This window comes from Thiomonas sp. X19 (assembly GCF_900089495.1).
Lineage (GTDB): Bacteria > Pseudomonadota > Gammaproteobacteria > Burkholderiales > Burkholderiaceae_C > Thiomonas_A.
This window is the reverse complement of sequence record NZ_LT605203.1, coordinates 1,268,037-1,285,524: the sequence shown is the minus strand read 5'-3', so window position 1 is coordinate 1,285,524 and position 17,488 is coordinate 1,268,037. Positions and strand designations below refer to the sequence as shown.

Sequence of the window (17,488 nt, the reverse complement as noted above, 5' to 3'; positions counted from 1 at the left end):
CAACATGCATACCAGTCAGTTCACCGCGGTCATCCGATTGCTCGCAAGCGGCGCCTACATCGAGCAAGTCTCCGAAGCGCCACTCAGCTACAGCATCCACCACCAACGCAAGTCCGCAGCGCTGCAGGGCGGGCTGGTTCAGCAGTTGCTGACGAGCGGGGTCATCAAGCAGAGCTGCAGGGTCAGCGGCAGGATGCGGTACGTGGCAGCCTGAGCGCATCTCGGCCTCCCAGCGCATGCGCCGGAAGGTTGCGGACCCCTAGGGGGGCAGCCCTCCTGCACCATCGGCGCCCCGAGCAAGGTGCCGCGCCGAGCCCAGCCGTGCCACGCAAGCGTCGCGCAAAACGCCATAGGTGCGGGCCGTGCCCACTAGCGAGCGGCATGCTGCGCGCACGCTTGCACAAATGCCGTGGCTAGGGGCACTGGTGCACCTCTCAAAGCAGCCCGCTCAGGCTGAAAGAGCGTTGCCACGAAAAACGGATGTGCATCCAACTCAATGGCGCGAACATCCCCGTTGGCGTCCTGCGCATTGGCGCGCAGCGGACCGCTGAGCAGCGCCTCGCGGAACTGGGCATTGAGCCCATACCGGCAGCGATAGCCTTCGGTCATGCTGTCTGTGCCATAGGCGGCAGCAATGCGCGTGCCCTGGAGTAAGCGCACCGAGTCCTCGACCTCCACCAGGGCGCATTCGAGCGCAGAAATCACTGCGCGCTGTGCATCCGGGGCGGTCTCCGCATGCTCGGCATCTGTCCACCCCAGAACATGGCGCGCATACTCAATGACGGCGTGTTGGAACCCCCCGCAAGTCCCTAAGAATGGGGTGCCGGTTCGTCGCGCGTGCTCTATGGCCAGCAGGGCACCTTCCGTATTGCGGTACGGACTCGCGGGGATGCACCAAAGCCCATCGAAGTCCGCGACGCTGCTCCCGCCCGTGATGTCCTCGGTCGGGACCCACTTGGAGACCACGTCCATCTTCAAGGCAAGGCCTGCGTTGCGAAGCGCAAGGGGGATGGCTGATGGGCTGGAACATCGGCGTCATAGTCGCCGACAAGCCCAATGACCGGGACGGGTCGTTGCACGAGAAGGGCTCCTTGTTGAAGGGGCAAGTGAGTGCAGTGTGCCAAATACCCCGTCACGAAGCTGTTACGGCCGGTATCTCACGGGACAGGACTGCTCTTCGCCGTCCTCCGTCCTCGAGCGCGGGCCCATACTTACCCGGCTGAACGACGCAGGTGGTAACGCCCCTGCCCCAACTGCGGGCCACGGCACCGCGCAGATGGACCCAGGGGCACGCAATATTGGCATCACGTGACGCGGCGCGCTGCATCGCTGTCTCACCGCGCCCGGCAATCTGGTGGCACTCTCGCCTTTGTCCAGCACGTCATCCAAGCCCCACCGGCCCGGCGGTGCCATAGGTTATCCCCTGGTGTAACCAGCAGGCGGACGGCTCGGCGTCCAGCCGAGGCCTTCGTAGGGGCTGCTGCTGCGTGCAGAAGTCACAGCGCTCTCGAGGGTGCGGCACTGGAAGAAGAGTTGCTCGCGACCGGGCACGGCGAGGCGGTGCGAACCGCCGCCGTCCCAGCGCAGCCCCCTCGAAGAGACTGAACGAGCGCTGCCAGGCGCGTAGCTGCAAGCAGCTCGGGCCCCGGGCTTCCAACGCCGGAACCCCGGAGGGCTCAGCTGGCTGGGGCGGCGAGGCGACCTTTCCACGTGGAAAGGTCGCTGCCGCGCCGAAGGGGTCGGATGGACAGTTGCTTGAAAGACAGGGTCAGCTGCGGAGGCACGGCTGCTGGCAGGACAGTTGGAGCCGACGTCGACAACACAGTGGCCTTGCGAGTAGGCCTGGGACGGCGGCGGTTCGCACCGGCGAAGCCGGGCGGATGGACATGTGGCCTTGCAGGACGTCGCGACGAAAACATGAACGACGCGCGCCCTAGCGCGCGAGGCAGTCTGCGGGGATGACACCCATTGCCCCCTGCCCGCAGGCGGCCGTGCGTGAACCCTCGCCCAACCAACATCAGCACGACGGCGGCGTGGTGGGCTGGCTATTAGGCCCTGATGGCGCGGTCATCTCTACACGAGACATGCCGCTGCTGCCGTGACGAGACCAATCGATGGACAGCGGCCCCGAAAACGACACACACGGAGCCACCAGCCATGCAAGCACGAACGAAGACACGCCCAAGCGCAATACGCGATGCTGGGCCGGCCATCACAGCGACAACCCAACCGGCAACAGTTGGCACCGCAGCCAGCATCACTGTGAGCACGCATAACCGCGTAACGGCCGTAACGCGTAACGGCGTAACTGACCCTGCAGGTACGCCTGGCACGGTGGTCACGCCGTTACAAGGTTACAACGACCAACGCCCGCTCGCACCCTCTCGCGGTCTGACCACCAGGGCATCGAGCCTCCATCTGCGTGACGCCATTTACGAGCTGTCCCTTCGGCTCGCAAACAGATTCAGGGTCATCCGCACCATCGACGTCGCCGCCGCTTGCTTTCCCGAGCGCCCATTCAAAGCTTCCCTGACAGCAGCCCAGCGGGCGGTCCGCGGCATGGTCAAGCGTGGCCTTCTGCGTCGTTACAGGACCGACCGATTCCAGACGGTCTACGGACTCACGCAGCCCGGCGTGGATTGGCTCGGCGAGCACGGCCACGACGCCGCGTCTTCAGTGCGCCGGGTCAGCGATATGACGAATCCCGAGCATCGGCTCTGGGCCCAATTTCTCGTAGTTTGCAGCTGGGCGCGAGGCCTCCGTGCTGTAACCGAGGCAGAGCTCCTGCATGACCTCAATGCCAACGCCAATATCAAAGCCGGCACGGGTAGTGGGAGTAAGGCCATTCAGGGTTATCTGACTGTAAACGTTCATCGCCGCGGCGCCACTGTCCGCAAGGCCCTGCGTCCAGATGCCGTCGCGTTCGATGTGGAGGGGCGAGGTATCACCTGGTTCGAGGTCGACCGCAGCAAGCGCGGGTCGGACCGCCAGGCCGACCTCGCTGCTCTGGTCGGAGCAATTGGCAACAAGACGGCTGACGGTCGCGTTCTGCAGCGTGTTGTGGTCATGTGCAAGACCCAGCGCATCGAGCGTGACGCGCTGCGCATCGTCGAGCAGCTCGCTGCCGTTTGCAATGCGCAGGTCCTGACCGAGGGCCGCCGGCACATCCGGCGCCAGAGCGAAGGCGTCTACGAGGTGATGGCTGCAATCCCGGTCAAGCGCCAGGACGGCCGCACAGCACTGATAGATGAGCAAGTCGGGCATGTCATCGTGCAGATGCTGCCAATCTGGCTGCCGAAGGTCAGGATTGATGCCAGCAACACGTTCAGCCTCGAGGGCTGGTTCTGTGACAACTATTTGCCATACCGACGACCAGGAAACCTCAGCCTATGGCCGATGCCCGGGTCGCCGCTCGTCACGGTGGACGATGAGTGACCCGTCGCTACACGAAGGGATGGCGCCATGCCATCTCCATTCGAATAGGACAAAACATGCAAGTTTTTGGAAACGTCGCGACCGCGCCGGAGCGAAAGGTCAGCAAATCCACTGGGCGGGGATATTTTGAGTTTCGCTTGGCAGAGAGCCAGCGCGGTGTCGATACCGAACCGACCTGGTACACGGTGCGCATGATGAAAGACGTCAACCCCAAGCTGGACAAGGGCGCGTTTGTCAAAGTTACTGGGAAACTAAAAGTTGACCACTACCTCTCACGAGACGGCAAACCCACGGGCACGTTGCTCATCTTGGCATTCGAGGCGAGCAAGCTCGCCCGGCCTGCCAGCGCGCTCGCTGCAGAGCAAGCCCCAGCCACACAGGAAGCAGAAGAGACGGACTGACTTTCGTTGATTCCAGCGCCCCCGACACCGGGGGCTTTTTTCTTGGTTTTATGGAAAAACCTTCCATCCCAGACCCACCAAAGCGTCTGTTGGCGGCATAGCGCATGCCGAAGAGGGCGGAGGACGGAAGGTGGATAAAAGCGCTGACTACACATGCCAGCTGAAGCCGATTGGCGGTCTCAGCCGGCATGAATGGTCGCGGTCGGTCGACAGTTCTGCTCACGACGGAACGACCGGCATGGGAAGTAGAAATGGACGTGCAACGACTATTGGACTTGGGCGAGCTCGCCGAGGTGCTCGGCAGAAGTCCTGAGACCATTAAGAAAGACCTTAAACGCAACCCCGAAGCGGTGCCACCGCGATTGATGCTGCCGCATACGCGCCTGCTGCGGTGGCGCGCAAGCGACGTGGATGCGTGGCTTGAACAGCACGTGCAAACAGCGGGAGGCCGTCATGTCTGAGACCGCCACCCTCTCCAAGCCGAAGCCGGCGTTCTCGGACCCCCTCGATGTGCATGCGCTGCTGACGACGCCCCCGGCTCCGCTGGACCATGTCCTGCCCGGTCTGCTGGCCGGAACCGTCGGCATGCTCGCCGGCCCGGGCGGGGCTGGTAAAACCATGCTCGAGTTGCAGCTGGCCATCGCCATGGCGACCGGAACTCCAGCCTGTGCCGGCCTGTTCGCGGGGCTGCTGCCTACCAGCAAACCCGCCCCCGTGGTTCTCGTTGCGGCGGAGGAGTCCAAGGCCGTGCTGGCGCATCGTCTGCACGCCATCGCCCACACCCTCTTCGAACGACGGGAACAGTTCGGCATCAAGCTGGCGTTTGAAGACTTTCTTGCTCGGCTGCAGAACAACCTGCGCCTGTTCGCGGGGACGACCCAGTCTTACGCCCTGCTCGATGCCGACCAGCAACGCACCCGTGTGCTCAAGGACCTGGCCAAGGCCTGCGAGGGTGCGCGCCTGGTGCTCATCGACCCTTTGCGCCAGTTCCATGACTGCGACGAGAACGACTCCGCGGCGATGAACAAGCTGGTGCAGGCCCTGCGCAGTCTCGCCGAGCATGTCGGTGCCGCGGTGCTCTTTGCCCATCACGCCAGCAAGGCGGCCACCTTCTCCGGCCAGGGAGACGCGGCGGGGGCCGCACGCGGCTCGTCGGCGCTGACCGATGGGGTGCGCTGGCAGCTCAACCTCAGCCGGCTGTCGCGCGACCAAGCGCAACACGCGGGCGTCTCCGAAGAAGCACGAGGACAGGTCCTGCTGCTCGACGTCGCCAAGGCGAACTACCTGCCGCCGCAGCCAACCATCCGTTTGCAGCGCCTGGCCGGTGGTGTCTTGGCGGTCATTGAGGGCGTTGGCGGTGCGTTGACGCAGACACGCGCCAAGGTGCCCAGCGCCGCTGCGCCCCGTGCGCGGCAGCTCAAGCTTGCGGGGGCGCACGTATGAACTCGACTTCGCCATTGCGCATCGTGCGCTATGACCCGGCCACGGGTCTCAGTCAGCTGTTTCGCCCGCTGCCGAAAACCAAGACCCGTCCAACCCTCGATGTCGTCTATCGTCCGGCCCAAGGCGGGATGACGTTGCGCTTCAGTGCCCGCGAAGCGCTGGGCATGCCCGAGCAGACGCTATTGCTCGTGCTGCTGGAGCTGGCGCAAGAACAATACGCACAGGTCGCACGGGATGTGGTGGTCATCGACCGCCGTGCGACCGGCATCGGCCAGGACTTGTGGCGCGCCATGCATGACGGTCAAGCGGCCGTGGAGGGCGAAACATTGCACATCCGCACGTCCTGGTACGAGCTCGCCGGGCGCTGTGGCAGCCACGGGGGGCGCAGCCAGCAGTTACGCGAAGAGCAGTTGCGGCGCCTGTGTGAAGTGGTCGTCTGGGAGAAGGCCAACGATGCCCTGAACAGCGTCCGGCAATCTCGACTCGTGACACTCTGGCATGGCAACGATGTCCGCCTGCATCTTGCGGTGAACTGCCGCCTGGCCGGCGCGGTCATGGGTGGGCTGTATGCCCAGGTGTCGATGCGCGAGCGCCAGGACCTGGCGACCGACACGGCCCAGGCCGTGCATGCCTTCTTGTCGACCACGCTCAGGGCGGGGCGCTCGCTCAAGGTCGGGGTCGAGACCCTGATGCAGCGTCTCTGGGATGCGAGCGGCGTGATTCCGCAGGGCACACTCCGGGCTCGGCGCAAGGCGGTGCGCGACAGCCTGGTGGCGCTTGGACGGCTGCCTGGCTGGGGTGTCGCCTGGCCGCGGGTTGAGGTGGCCGAAATCACCCGACGCGCGGTACGGGCGCGGAAGCAGCCAGGGACTATCGGCAACGCCGGGCCTGAGGCCGCCGTGCTGGAGGATGCACCGCAGTCTGTCTCGACGGCCATGGTCGAGCGCTTCGATGCCACCCGATTCATGCAGCGCGTTGTCGATAGTCCATCCCCAGGGACTATCGACAACGCCGACATGGGCGATGGGCAACGGGGTGATGCCGAAAACCCATGCCAAGACAAGGCCTTGAGTCTCCTTGGAGAGCCTGGACTAACTTGAACAAGCGAAACCAGGGGGCATGACAGCGCCCCTGGTTCGCCGGATGCGCAACCTGCCTGAGCTGGCTTCGCCACCTCGTGTGCCAAAGGCCGGCGTTCCCGAGCAAGGCCGCCAGGGCCGCTGGCCAGCAGCACAGACTCTGCCGGGTAAAGGCCGCGCGCTTCACCGAAACTCCCGCCCCCCATGGCCAGCCTGCCGACCATGACCCGCCTCCAGTCCAGGCAACCAGGCTCGCCATGGCTGGGTTCCAGCGCAGTCGCGCGGCGGTAAGCTGTGGCAAACCGAATCGGAGGCCGCATGCGCTTCATTCACGCCGCTGACATCCATCTCGACAGCCCGCTCACCGGCCTGAGTGCGTACCAGGACGCCCCGGCGGAGCTGCTTCGCACCGCCACCCGCGACGCTTTCGAAAACCTGGTCAGCCTTGCCCTCGGAGAACAGGTCGATTTCATGGTCATCGCCGGCGACCTCTACGACGGCAACTGGCGCGACTTCAACACCGGCATCTTCTTCTCCGGGCAAATGGGCCGCCTCAAACAAGCCGGCATTCGGGTCTATCTCCTTTATGGCAACCATGACGCCGAAAGCGAGATGACCAAGCGGCTTGCCTTGCCGGACAACGTCCACGCCTTCTCGGCGAACAAGGCCGAGACGTTCAAGCTCGACGACCTTCAGGTGGCGCTGCACGGACGCAGCTTCAAGGTCGCGGCAACAACGGAGAACCTGGTTCACACCTACCCCGAGCCCATCCCTGGCTGGCTCAATATTGGTGTTTTGCACACCGCGCTCGAGGGCCACACAGCGCACGCCAATTACGCGCCGTGCTCGGTGGCGGAATTGCACGCCAAGGGCTACGGCTACTGGGCGCTGGGCCACGTGCATGACCACCAGCAATGGGACGGCGCGTCGACGATTGCCTATCCGGGCAACCTCCAGGGGCGCCATATCCGGGAGACGGGGCCGAAGGGGGCGTTGATGGTGACGGCCCAAGGCCCAGACATCCAGTCGGTCGAGCGCGTCATCGTGGACGTGCTTCGCTGGGCTGCACTCGATGTGGACGTCTCGCACGCCAGGACCCTCGCCGAGGTCGTCCAGTGCGTGGGTCTGGGCCTCGAAGCCTTGGTCTCCAGCACCGAGGGTTCCCTGACCTTGGCGGTGCGGGTGAGGCTGACAGGAAGCTCTCCCGCCCATGGCCACTTGTTTGGGCTTGAAAGTCAGCTGCGCGCCGAAATCCTCAACCAGGCCGCCGCCATCGCGCCAGGGCGCCTCTGGATTGAGAAAGTCAAGGTGGAGACGCAACCGATTGAGCTGCCCGCCCAGGTCGCAGCGCGCGCCGACGCCATCGCGGACTTGCAATCCATCCTCGCCGATGCGGAAGATGACCAGGAGTTCCTGCAGTCCCTGCGCGAGGATTTGATGCAAATGGTCGGCAAGCTGCACTTGGATGTCCTCCATGCCGTGCCGCAGTTGGAGGCCCTTCGAAACGGCGATGCCCGCGACCTCGTGCGAAGCGTCGTGCCATCCCTCGTGGCCCACGTGGCGCAGGCGGAGTGAGCGACATGCGAATCCAGCGCATCGACCTCATCCGCTACGGCAAATTCACCGGCCACAGCATCGAGCTGCCACGGCGGGGCCACGACATCCACGTCATCGTCGGCCCCAATGAAGCGGGCAAATCCACCGTGCGGTCGGCCATCGTGGACATGCTCTATGGATTGCCGATGCGCTCCGCCCATGCATTCCTGCATCCGCTGCCCGAGCTTCGTCTAGGCGGCCTGCTGGAGCAGGACAACAACATCCTGGAGTTCCACCGCGTCAAGGCCAATAAGCAAACCCTTCGCACGCCCCAGGACGCGCCACTGACGGACGGGGCCTTGGGCGGCTATCTCGGCAACACGGACCGGGAATTCTTCTTGCAGATGTTCAGCCTGGACCATGAACGACTGGTCAAAGGCGGCGCGGCGATTTTGTCGGCGTCGAGCGACCTCGGCCAGATTCTGTTTCAGTCCGCGGCCGGAATCGCCTCGCTCGGTGACATCCGCGAAGCGCTCGAGACGGAGGCCGACAAACTCTGGGGGCCTCGCAAAGCAGGAGACCGCGCCTATTACCAGGCACTCGAGGCCTTCGAGGCGGCCACCAAGACCCTCAAGGACGTCACGGTTCGCGCCAAGGACTGGTCCGATGCCCAGAGCAAGCTTGCCGAGCTCGACAGCGCGCTCCTGGATGGCAGGCAGCGACACGCCGCGCTCAAGCAACGGCGCGGGCAGTTGAATCGGGTTCGCGCCGTCAAGCCGTTTTTGCTGGAGCTCGACCAGCTGCGCCTGCGGCTCGATGCCCACGCGCAAACCCCGTCCCTGCCCGAGAACAGCGCGACGACCCTCGCGGATGCCGAACAGAAGGCGGCCGTTGCTGCAAGCGACGTCAAGCACCACACCGAGGCGGAGGAGGCAGCCCAGACGGCGCTTGGGGCGCTGCATGTCGAACGCAATCTTCTGGAACACGCCCCCGAAATCGTGGAGCTGAACAACCAGCGCCTGCAGTACCGCGCCCATCGGAACGATATTGCGCGGCGGCAAGCCGAGGTGGATGCACAGTGGCAGGTCGTGGCCTCACTGGCGCGGCAGATGGGCTGGGCGGAAACGGATGAGCAAGCCCTTCGGGCACGCATGCCCACCGCCATGACGCGTTCGAGCCTGGCACACCTCATCGCACGGCACGCCGTCCTCCATGAAAAGCGACAGGCCTCGCAGAAAGCATGCAAGGCCAAGGCCGGGGAGCTCGAAAGGGCGCAGGCGGAACTGGACAGACTGCCTGCAGGGCAGCCGCCCGTCAGACTGGTTGCTGCCTTGACCGCTGCCCAGAGTCTTGGCGATTTCGAGGGCGTCTTGCGGGAGCGGGAGGCGCTCGTTGCGCAGCGCAAATCGGAAGCCGAGGCGGCCCAGCTCGCCCTCCATCCCTGGCAAGGGCAGCCCGAGACCTTGCGTTCCATGGCGCCACCCTCCAGGGAGACCATCCAGGCCCTGGTCCTGGCCCAAACCCAGGATGAAGCCGAGGCCAAGGCCGCGGCCAAGCGCATCGCCGAGCTCGAAGCCGAGACAGGCGCGCTCGAGCTCGACATCAAGCAACTTCGCGACACGCGCCATCCGGTGACGCGCGACGAGGTTTTACAAGGACGCCAAACCCGGGACAGCACCTGGGCCAGCCTGAAATTGCAGCCCGGCCGTCTCGTCGATGACGCACCCCAGTTCGAGCGCGAAATCGCCGAGGCCGACGCGCTGGCCGATAGCCGGCATGACACGATTCAGGATGCGAGCACCCTTCAAGCCAAACAGGCTCACCTGGAACGAACCGCGCTCGCCATGCGCAGCGCACAGTCGGCCTTGAAGGCGCTGCATGATGGCGTTCAAGAGCGCCAAACCCAATGGGGGGTGCAGGCGCGGCGCTGTGGGCTGCCGGCGCTGCCGTTTCAATCGATGGGTAGTTGGCTGGATGCGCGAAGCCGAGCTTTGGAGTCGATGGACGCGCTGACCGCGGCCACGCAGTCGCATGGGGCGCAGCAACAGGCCATCGAGCATGCAAGAGCCGAGTTGTCCCAGGCCATGCAGTCTCTGGGCATGGCGGCGCAAGAGGGCTCACTCCACGCCCTCATGGTGCAGTCCGAGAGCCATTTGCATGCCGTCACCCAAGCCCTTGGGCAGCGCCAAACGGTCATGCGGCAAATTGGCGATGCCACCCGAGACCTCGAGTCGCTTCGCCTCGAACAAGACAGCGACCAAGTCGCTCTCGATGCGTGGACGTCGCAATGGACAGCGGCCTTGGCGCAGGCTGGATTTGCGCCATCGGACACGACGGGCGCGGTCGAGGGCGCGCTTGAAGTTCTTCAGAAAATCGACGACGGCCTGGACTTGATGCGCAAGACCCGGGTGGAGCGCATCGAGACGATGCGTGCCGACCTCGCGGCCTTTGAGGGCGCAGCCAAGACGCTTGCGGCGCGCATCGCCACCGACCTTGCCGACCGCTCCCCTGAGGAGATTGCCCAGGAGCTTGAGCGCCGGTTGCGCAGAGCCCAGGATGCCGAGAAGGAGCATCGCCGACTGCACGCCGCGTTGGAGGATGCCAAGGTCCGCAAAGCTGACGCGCAGGCGCGTGTCGAGCAGGCGAACGCTGCCATCCAGCCGATGTTCAAGCGTGCCGGCGTGGCGACACATGAGGAGCTTCGCGCGGCCATCGCCGCATCGGACGAATGCAGGCAGCTCACGATGCGGTATGCCGCGGCGGAGGAATCCATACGGAATCTTGGCGAGGGGATGCGCTTGGAGGCGCTCAGGGCCGAATCCGACTCCATGGATGGGGCTGCGGCCTCGGCAGAGTTGGATGACCTGGACCGCCAGGAGGAAGAGCTGTTGAGTCAAGAGCGCGAGTTGTCTGCTGCCAGGCAGGACGCCAGGACGCGGCTGTCAGCCATGGCGGGGAGTGCTGGAGGCGCAAAGGCCGAGGCCCAGCGGCAGGAGGCGCTGGCCGGAATGGTGGAGGCGGTCGAGCAGTATGTGCGGCTGCACACGGCAACCCGGCTGCTTCGCTGGGCCATCGAACAATACCGCGAACTCAAACAGGGCCCCATGCTTGCGACAGCCAGCCGTATCTTTGCGCAGCTGACGTTGGGCTCGTTCGAGCGGCTGTCTGTCGACTTTGAGAGCGAACCGCCGAAGCTGCTGGGGCGCAGACAGAGCGGCGAGTCGGTCGGCGTCGATGGCCTGAGCGACGGCACGCGCGACCAGCTCTATCTGGCCCTGCGCTTGGCGGCGCTGGACATGCATCTCGCGCAATCGCACGCGATGCCGTTCATCGCCGATGACCTCTTCATCAATTACGACGATGCCCGGTCCAAGGCGGGACTTGAGGCACTGGGCGAGCTCTCGACGAAGACGCAGGTGATTGTGCTGACGCACCATGACCATCTGCTGCCAGCGTTTCGTGAGGTCTTTGGACGCGACGTGAACGTGGTCGAGCTTTGAATCTTCGGGGGCAATGCTCAATGAGGCACACATTCCGGCTTCGCTGCGGCTCCGGTTGGCTGTGCATTGGCAGCGTCGTCGGCGTGCGGTACTTGAACCAGTGGCGGGGTGTGGGTTTGCAATCACAGCCCTCATCGCGTGCGGCGCGTAGCGCTGTAACCGCGTAACGGAGAGCCATCGGCAGAGGTCTGGTTACGCGGTTACAGCGCTACAACAATATGCCGGCATCGCGAACAATCTGACCTAACCCCGCACAGCATGCGAGTTGCCGTGCGGGGTCATCTGGCTCAGCACCAGGCCTACGCCCAGCGCCATCGCCTGGCGCCGCTAAGCTTATGCCACACGAAGGTGGCGGCAACAAAGCAGACCGAACTGCCAGCTGCACCAAGCGCGGCGACGACCCATGGGAGCTGATGAGCTACATCGACCGTAATCTGCTGACCAACGAGCAAATCCTGCACCGCGGCCACCTCAGCCGCATCGTGTTCGTCTCACCGTCCCTGCTTCTCCTCCTTGGGCTCGCGGTCCTCGCGCTCGACGGCGATGTCGCTGTCATTGGTGTCATCCTCCTGGTCGCCGGATTGGCGGAATTTCTCAGTGCCTTCATTCGTTACAAGACCTCAGAATTCGCCGTCACGAATAAGCGCGTCATCATGAAGGTGGGGCTCATCCGGAGGACCTCGGTGGAAATTGTGCTCAGCAAAATTGAGAGCATCACCGTCGACCAAGGGATTGCCGGGCGAATTTTCAACTTCGGCTCGATTGCGGCGGTCGGAACCGGCGGCACGCACGACCCGTTCCATCGCATTGCCGCGCCGCTGCAGTTCCGGCGGGCGGTGCAGGAGCAGTTGGCTCTTCCAAACTAAAGGGGGGATTCAGGCCCCTAAATCCCAGGTATCAATTCAGCCAAGGATTGACGCATTTTTTCTACCGTTATAAGCGGAGCGTATACAACCGCGCCATGGAGCAACTAAATGTCCCTAGACGAATATCTCCAGTTGTTGCTGGAGGACAGCTATATCATTGACGAAGCCCTCATCGTTGGGCCATACGTCACGAGCGGGTTCTTCAGACATCTTTCTGAAATTGGCGGGGAAAAAGGGAAAGCTTACCCGCGCTCAAAGCTCGCCATTCTTGCTGATGATGGGTGGGACCAGCAACAACTTGATTCGATTAAAGAACTTTATGAAACAAGTAAAAACACTAACCGTGAAATCAAGATTTTTCGAGCATCCCCGCGAAACAAATCGGGCCTAGTCCACGCAAAAATATATTTTTTGACTCTCAGAAACAAGTCTAAAACTTACACAAAAAGAATTCTTCTTCTTGGCTCCGCGAATGCGAGTGAGCAGGGTTTTGGGTTGCACGCGGAGTCTCTCATCAATATTGACATCGGGAGTCTTGACCAAAAAAGCAAATCGGGACTGCTGTCTTATCTCAATCAATTACAGGGCGGCAACGACACGCCTCAGTTAAGCGTGAAGATTGGGCGCGGTTCATGGATTGCACTCCCGGAAATCAAAGTCAGCTCCCAGGTCTCTTACAGCGGGTTCGATGCATGGTTGCGGCGCGGGAGACTTTGCCACAAGTATCAGTCAGAAACATCCTTTGGTCGCCTGTTTGTTAAGCTCGAAAAACCCTTCCCCCCGAATCAACTTGAGAAACCCTTCATTGATAACGGGCTTAGTTCTGAAACTGACACGCAAGTTTTTTCTAGACGCTATATCAACGAAAACCTAGAGGAAGTGGACGAGGAAAAATCTCCCCGTTGGCGCGGCCAATATTTCGTTGAAACGCTTTATGGCCATTGGACCAGCTCCGAATGTTTCGAGGACTTGGAAAGTCATTTCGTTGGAGTAAATCCCGAAACCCGAAAGAAGGTTGTCAATGCCATCGCAGAAGCCAGCGATGCGGACAGGAACGCCTGGCTCGAAAGATTTTCAGATGCCATAAAAAATGCCACGGAGACCATACAAAATCCTGAAGATTTGAAAATCTATTTCAAGGTTACTAAAGATGGAGACGTTAATCTTTCACACTACCGGAAAAATGCGAAGAATAAACTTCAGAGCGACATCTCGTTAGCCCAAAGCGCCAATTTTAATCAACGTTACATATCAGGCTACTCATTTCCGCGACTTCCTAGCCTCGGTGAAGAACATGAAGATTTCGCACTTGACTGGTGCGCTAGCATCCTCAACAAATTGAAGCGCCAAAGGGTTACCAACAAAATTGTTCTTAAGATTCGCGAAGCTCTTGACGGCGAGACACCTCAATCGGCCAGTGAGCTTTTGGATAAACTGCGAACTGAATGGGATGGTTCATTTCACTCGTCTTTGGTCAAATTTTACCTTGAAGACGATAATTTTTCGGATACTTAACATGTTGGCGACGTGTTGGACCAGATTCAGTGCGATGGGAGCTTTGACCTGAAATTTTTATGAACCAAGACCTCAAGAAAACCCTCTGGGCCGCCGCCGACAAGCTGCGCTCCAGCATGGACGCCGCCGAGTACAAGCACATCGTGCTCGGTCTCATCTTCATCAAGTACATCAGCGACGCCTTCGACGAGCGCCGCAGCCAGCTTCAGGCCGAGTTCAACGACCCCGCGTCCGACCTGTACCTACCTGACCAGGCCGACCACGCCGCGGCGCTCGAGGAGCGCGATTACTACACCATGGCCAATGTGTTCTGGGTGCCCGAGGTCGCGCGCTGGGAGACCCTGCGCGCCCAGGCCAAGCTGTGGGACGTCGGCATCCGCATCGACCAGGCGCTCGACGCCATCGAGGCCGACAACCCACGCCTCAAGGGCATCCTGGACAAGCGCTACGGCCGCGCCCAGTTGGAGCCCGGCAAGATGGGCGAACTGGTCGACCTGGTCTCCACCATCGGCTTCGGCACGGGCACCCAGGCCAAAGACGTCCTGGGCGAGGTGTATGAGTATTTCCTCGGCCAGTTCGCCAGCGCCGAGGGCAAGAAGGGCGGGCAGTTCTACACCCCGGCCTCGGTGGTCAAGGTGCTGGTCGAAGTGCTCGCACCGCACCAAGGCAAGGTCTACGACCCCTGCTGCGGGTCGGGTGGCATGTTCGTGCAGTCCGAGAAGTTCATCGAGAGCCACGGCGGGCGCTTTGGCGACATCTCCATCTACGGCCAGGAGGCCAACCCCACGACCTGGCGCCTGGTGGCGATGAACTTGGCCATCCGGGGCATGGACTTCAACCTCGGCAAGGAACCCGCCGACACCTTCCATCGCGACCAGCACCCCGACCTCAGGGCCGACTACGTGCTGGCCAATCCGCCGTTCAACATCTCCGACTGGGGCGGCGACCGCCTGCTGGACGACAAGCGCTGGCTCTACGGCACACCCAACCCGAGCAATGCGAACTACGCCTGGCTGCAACACATCCTCTGGCACCTGAACGCCAACGGGCAGGCTGGGGTGGTGCTGGCCAACGGCAGCATGTCGTCCAACCAGAACAACGAAGGCACCATCCGTAAGGCCATGGTCGAGGCCGACGTGGTGGAGGTGATGGTGGCGCTGCCGCCGCAACTGTTCTTCAACACCCAGATTCCCGCCTGCTTGTGGTTCCTGACCAAGAGCAAGACCGCCCATGGCCGTGACCGCAGGGGTGAGGTGCTGTTCATCGATGCCCGCAAGCTCGGGCGCATGGAGACCCGGGTCAACCGCGTGTTCGATGACGAGGACGTGGCCAGGATTGCCGGCACGGTCCATCGCTGGCAGCAGGACGGGGAGGCTGGTGCCCAAGAGCCCTATGCCGATGTGCCGGGATTCTGCCGGGCGGTGAAGCTGGCCGAGATTGCCGAACACGGCCACGTGCTGACGCCGGGGCGGTATGTGGGCGCGGAGGTGGTGGATGATGACGACGAGGCGTTCAACGAGAAGATGGAGCGGCTGACCACATTGCTTGCCGAGCAGATGGCGAAAGGCGCGGAGCTGGATGCGGTGATTCGGGAGAAGCTGGGGGGGCTGGGGTATGCCGTGTGAAGTCGGTTGCATTCGGCTTAGTGGTGTGGTGACGCTTGTACGTGGCACAACCTACAAAAGCGCACTGCTTGGCCGCGAAGGGCCCGTTCTTCTTGGATTGGCGTCCATTCAGCGGGACGGTGGTTTTCGAGGTGATTCGCTAAAAACGTATGGCGGCGACTCCCCACAAAAGCTGCTGATGTACCCCGGCGATTTGTACGTGTCACTAAAGGATGTAACCCAGTCGGGGGACCTCCTTGGTTCAGTAGCCCGGGTCCCGCGGAGTGTGCAATTAGGTCGGTTGACGCAGGACACAGTAAAGCTCGTTCCCACGTTGCTTGACTACCCGAGAGACCTCCTGTACTGGTCACTACGCGCACCACAATATCGCGCCTATTGCCGGGAGCGAGCAATTGGGACCACAAATCTGTCCTTGAGTCGAGACGATTTTCTTGCCTTCCAGTTGCCTGCGCCAGCAGAGGCGAGGCTGGAGCTTGTCCGACTTTTGGAGGGGCTAGAGCATCGCATCGACCTCCTCCGCCAGACCAACACCACCATCGAGTCCATCGCCCAGGCCCTGTTCAAGAGCTGGTTCGTCGACTTCGACCCTGTGCGCGCCAAGGCCGAGGGGCGTGAGCCCGAGGGCATGGATACAGAAACGGCAGCGCTGTTTCCAAGTGAGTTTGAGGAGTCGGAGTTGGGGACGATTCCGAAGGGGTGGTCCATGCGACCATTTGGGGCACTTCTCGCTTCCGCAATAGGTGGAGACTGGGGCAGCGACGAGCGTGACGAGGAACATGACCAACCGGTAACGGTCATCCGTGGCACGGATATGCCGGACATTCGTGCTGGCAAATACGACGGTGTGCCAAGGCGGTTCGTAGGTCACAAAAAGCTGGCCAAGCGAGCCCTCGTGGACGGCGACATCGTCATCGAAGTGTCAGGCGGAAGCAAGACTCAGCCGACAGGTCGTTCGCTGTATTTAACCAGTGAGCTGCTTACGCGATTGGGCGGTAGTGTTGTGCCAACCAGTTTCTGTCGGCTGTTTCGGGCCCCAGACGCGCATACAGGGCTATTACTTGCTCGACATCTTTCTAGCATCTATGCCGCTGGCAAGACTTGGAACTATCAAGTGCAGAGCACAGGTCTGTCAAACTTCCAAACGCAGCACTTTCTCAGCGCCGAATTGGTCACTTGTCCGCCTCCTGCCGTGCGCGCTGCCTTCTTTGAAATCGTTCGGCCGCTAGTCAACCGTAGGCATTCCGCACCCATCGAGGAACTTGAACAAGTACGGGATACCCTTCTCCCTCGTCTCATTTCTGGCAAGCTCCGCATCACCGAGGCGATGGAGCAGGTCGAGGAGGCTCTGACATGAAGGTCGACTGGACGGCGGTTTCTGCAATCGCGACCGCTACTGCGGCGTTCGCAACATTTGTAGCCGCAGGGGTGACCGCCTTGATGGCGGCGATGACCCATAGGTCCATTGAGCAGACTAAAGAGCACCATCAGGATGCCTTCCGGCCCTTGGTGGTCTTCATGCCCTACGACGGCATCGACCCTCAGGACCGCAAGAGTCTTGTCGAATTCAAGGGAGCAAGCGAAGGAAATGAAGCCCATGCACTCCGGCTGCATGGAACGCTGCAGAACATCGGCGTGGGGCCAGCACTGAATCTCCGCTTACGCCTAGCAGTCATGAAACCTGACGATGTCAGAGCAGCTCGTGAGCTCTCCCCAATGAAGGCAGGCGAGTTAAGACACGGTCCGAAACTTGACCTCGGAGGGCAATTGCCCCTGACAGTCCCGGTGCAACTATCCGCAGGGTTCAACGGCACCGATTTTCAGATGGCCCCGAATGGTCCGTGGTCCATCTATCTGGAATACGAAGACGTCTTTGGACAGTGCTTCCGGACTTGCCACGCCTCCAGCCGGCATGCCCCCTGGACGACGACCCAAATTTGCCGGGATGACAGTTGGGTGCGAGCATGAGCATCTTCAAGCGAAGACCACCTCGAACAGGCCAACCGCGCCGCGCAACAGGGGGTTACGCCTGCCGATAAGCACGGGGTTTGAGCGTGCAATGCCACCCACTCTTGCCAATTCTTGCCATCC

15 protein-coding genes are annotated in these 17,488 nt (G+C 62.1%); 14 read left to right on the top strand and 1 reads right to left on the bottom strand.

Annotated features, from left to right (window positions below):
• The first annotated feature begins 4 nt into the window (after positions 1–4).
• The gene (locus THIX_RS06025; RefSeq protein ID WP_146748459.1) at positions 5–214 is read left to right on the top strand and encodes a hypothetical protein; all 210 of its coding nucleotides are present in this window, start codon (positions 5–7) and stop codon (positions 212–214) included.
• A 155-nt stretch (positions 215–369) separates the two neighbouring features.
• Here the strand turns inward: THIX_RS06025 and THIX_RS06020 are convergent, their stop codons facing one another.
• On the bottom strand, positions 370–972 hold the full coding sequence (locus THIX_RS06020; protein ID WP_233224717.1) for a hypothetical protein: 603 nt from the start codon (positions 970–972) through the stop codon (positions 370–372).
• A 986-nt stretch (positions 973–1,958) separates the two neighbouring features.
• Here THIX_RS06020 and THIX_RS23330 point away from each other — a divergent pair.
• The 13 genes from THIX_RS23330 to THIX_RS05965 all read left to right on the top strand — a co-directional run bounded on the left by THIX_RS23330 (position 1,959) and on the right by THIX_RS05965 (position 17,365).
• Positions 1,959–2,102, top strand: a complete 144-nt coding sequence (locus THIX_RS23330) for a hypothetical protein (RefSeq protein WP_158540817.1) — start codon at positions 1,959–1,961, stop codon at positions 2,100–2,102.
• 160 nt (positions 2,103–2,262) lie between these two features.
• A complete protein-coding gene (locus THIX_RS06015) occupies positions 2,263–3,435 on the top strand; it encodes a replication-relaxation family protein (RefSeq protein WP_233224422.1) in 1,173 nt (390 codons plus the stop codon).
• Between the two features lie 56 nt (positions 3,436–3,491).
• Positions 3,492–3,836, top strand: coding sequence for a single-stranded DNA-binding protein (locus THIX_RS06010; protein ID WP_112485496.1), 345 nt, complete (start codon positions 3,492–3,494; stop codon positions 3,834–3,836).
• A 251-nt stretch (positions 3,837–4,087) separates the two neighbouring features.
• Entirely contained in the window at positions 4,088–4,297 is a 210-nt protein-coding gene (locus THIX_RS06005; RefSeq protein ID WP_112485495.1) for an AlpA family transcriptional regulator, read from the top strand.
• On the top strand, positions 4,290–5,279 hold the full coding sequence (locus tag THIX_RS06000) for a helicase RepA family protein (protein ID WP_112485494.1): 990 nt from the start codon (positions 4,290–4,292) through the stop codon (positions 5,277–5,279). The genes THIX_RS06005 and THIX_RS06000 overlap by 8 nt, the downstream gene beginning before the upstream one ends.
• Positions 5,276–6,379, top strand: a complete 1,104-nt coding sequence (repC, locus tag THIX_RS05995) for a replication protein C, IncQ-type (protein ID WP_112485493.1) — start codon at positions 5,276–5,278, stop codon at positions 6,377–6,379. The genes THIX_RS06000 and repC overlap by 4 nt, the downstream gene beginning before the upstream one ends.
• A gap of 297 nt (positions 6,380–6,676) precedes the next feature.
• Entirely contained in the window at positions 6,677–7,933 is a 1,257-nt protein-coding gene (locus THIX_RS05990) for a DNA repair exonuclease (protein WP_112485492.1), read from the top strand.
• A 5-nt stretch (positions 7,934–7,938) separates the two neighbouring features.
• Complete coding sequence (locus tag THIX_RS05985; protein WP_158540816.1) at positions 7,939–11,394, top strand: YhaN family protein; 3,456 nt, start codon at positions 7,939–7,941, stop codon at positions 11,392–11,394.
• A 413-nt stretch (positions 11,395–11,807) separates the two neighbouring features.
• Entirely contained in the window at positions 11,808–12,260 is a 453-nt protein-coding gene (locus THIX_RS05980) for a PH domain-containing protein (protein ID WP_112488201.1), read from the top strand.
• 108 nt (positions 12,261–12,368) lie between these two features.
• Positions 12,369–13,775 carry a hypothetical protein gene (locus THIX_RS22915; protein ID WP_146748458.1) on the top strand — a complete coding sequence of 469 codons (1,407 nt, stop codon included), beginning with the start codon at positions 12,369–12,371 and terminating at the stop codon, positions 13,773–13,775.
• 59 nt (positions 13,776–13,834) lie between these two features.
• On the top strand, positions 13,835–15,400 hold the full coding sequence (locus THIX_RS05975) for a class I SAM-dependent DNA methyltransferase (RefSeq protein WP_112485490.1): 1,566 nt from the start codon (positions 13,835–13,837) through the stop codon (positions 15,398–15,400).
• Positions 15,401–15,812: 412 nt separating this feature from the next.
• Entirely contained in the window at positions 15,813–16,754 is a 942-nt protein-coding gene (locus THIX_RS23745; protein WP_199195239.1) for a restriction endonuclease subunit S, read from the top strand.
• Positions 16,751–17,365: a hypothetical protein gene (locus THIX_RS05965; RefSeq protein ID WP_112485489.1), complete on the top strand. Its 615-nt coding sequence runs from the start codon at positions 16,751–16,753 to the stop codon at positions 17,363–17,365. Before THIX_RS23745 ends, THIX_RS05965 begins: the two co-directional genes overlap by 4 nt.
• The last annotated feature ends 123 nt before the right edge of the window (positions 17,366–17,488 follow it).

Coding starts and splice junctions, on each gene's coding strand:
- THIX_RS05990 (WP_112485492.1), top strand. CDS start 6,677: ATGCGCTTCATTCACGCCGCTGACATCCATCTCGACAGCCCGCTCACC.
- THIX_RS06010 (WP_112485496.1), top strand. CDS start 3,492: ATGCAAGTTTTTGGAAACGTCGCGACCGCGCCGGAGCGAAAGGTCAGC.
- THIX_RS23330 (WP_158540817.1), top strand. CDS start 1,959: ATGACACCCATTGCCCCCTGCCCGCAGGCGGCCGTGCGTGAACCCTCG.
- THIX_RS06005 (WP_112485495.1), top strand. CDS start 4,088: ATGGACGTGCAACGACTATTGGACTTGGGCGAGCTCGCCGAGGTGCTC.
- THIX_RS22915 (WP_146748458.1), top strand. CDS start 12,369: ATGTCCCTAGACGAATATCTCCAGTTGTTGCTGGAGGACAGCTATATC.
- repC (WP_112485493.1), top strand. CDS start 5,276: ATGAACTCGACTTCGCCATTGCGCATCGTGCGCTATGACCCGGCCACG.
- THIX_RS06000 (WP_112485494.1), top strand. CDS start 4,290: ATGTCTGAGACCGCCACCCTCTCCAAGCCGAAGCCGGCGTTCTCGGAC.
- THIX_RS06025 (WP_146748459.1), top strand. CDS start 5: ATGCATACCAGTCAGTTCACCGCGGTCATCCGATTGCTCGCAAGCGGC.
- THIX_RS05985 (WP_158540816.1), top strand. CDS start 7,939: ATGCGAATCCAGCGCATCGACCTCATCCGCTACGGCAAATTCACCGGC.
- THIX_RS05980 (WP_112488201.1), top strand. CDS start 11,808: ATGAGCTACATCGACCGTAATCTGCTGACCAACGAGCAAATCCTGCAC.
- THIX_RS05975 (WP_112485490.1), top strand. CDS start 13,835: ATGAACCAAGACCTCAAGAAAACCCTCTGGGCCGCCGCCGACAAGCTG.
- THIX_RS06020 (WP_233224717.1), bottom strand. CDS start 972: ATGGACGTGGTCTCCAAGTGGGTCCCGACCGAGGACATCACGGGCGGG.
- THIX_RS05965 (WP_112485489.1), top strand. CDS start 16,751: ATGAAGGTCGACTGGACGGCGGTTTCTGCAATCGCGACCGCTACTGCG.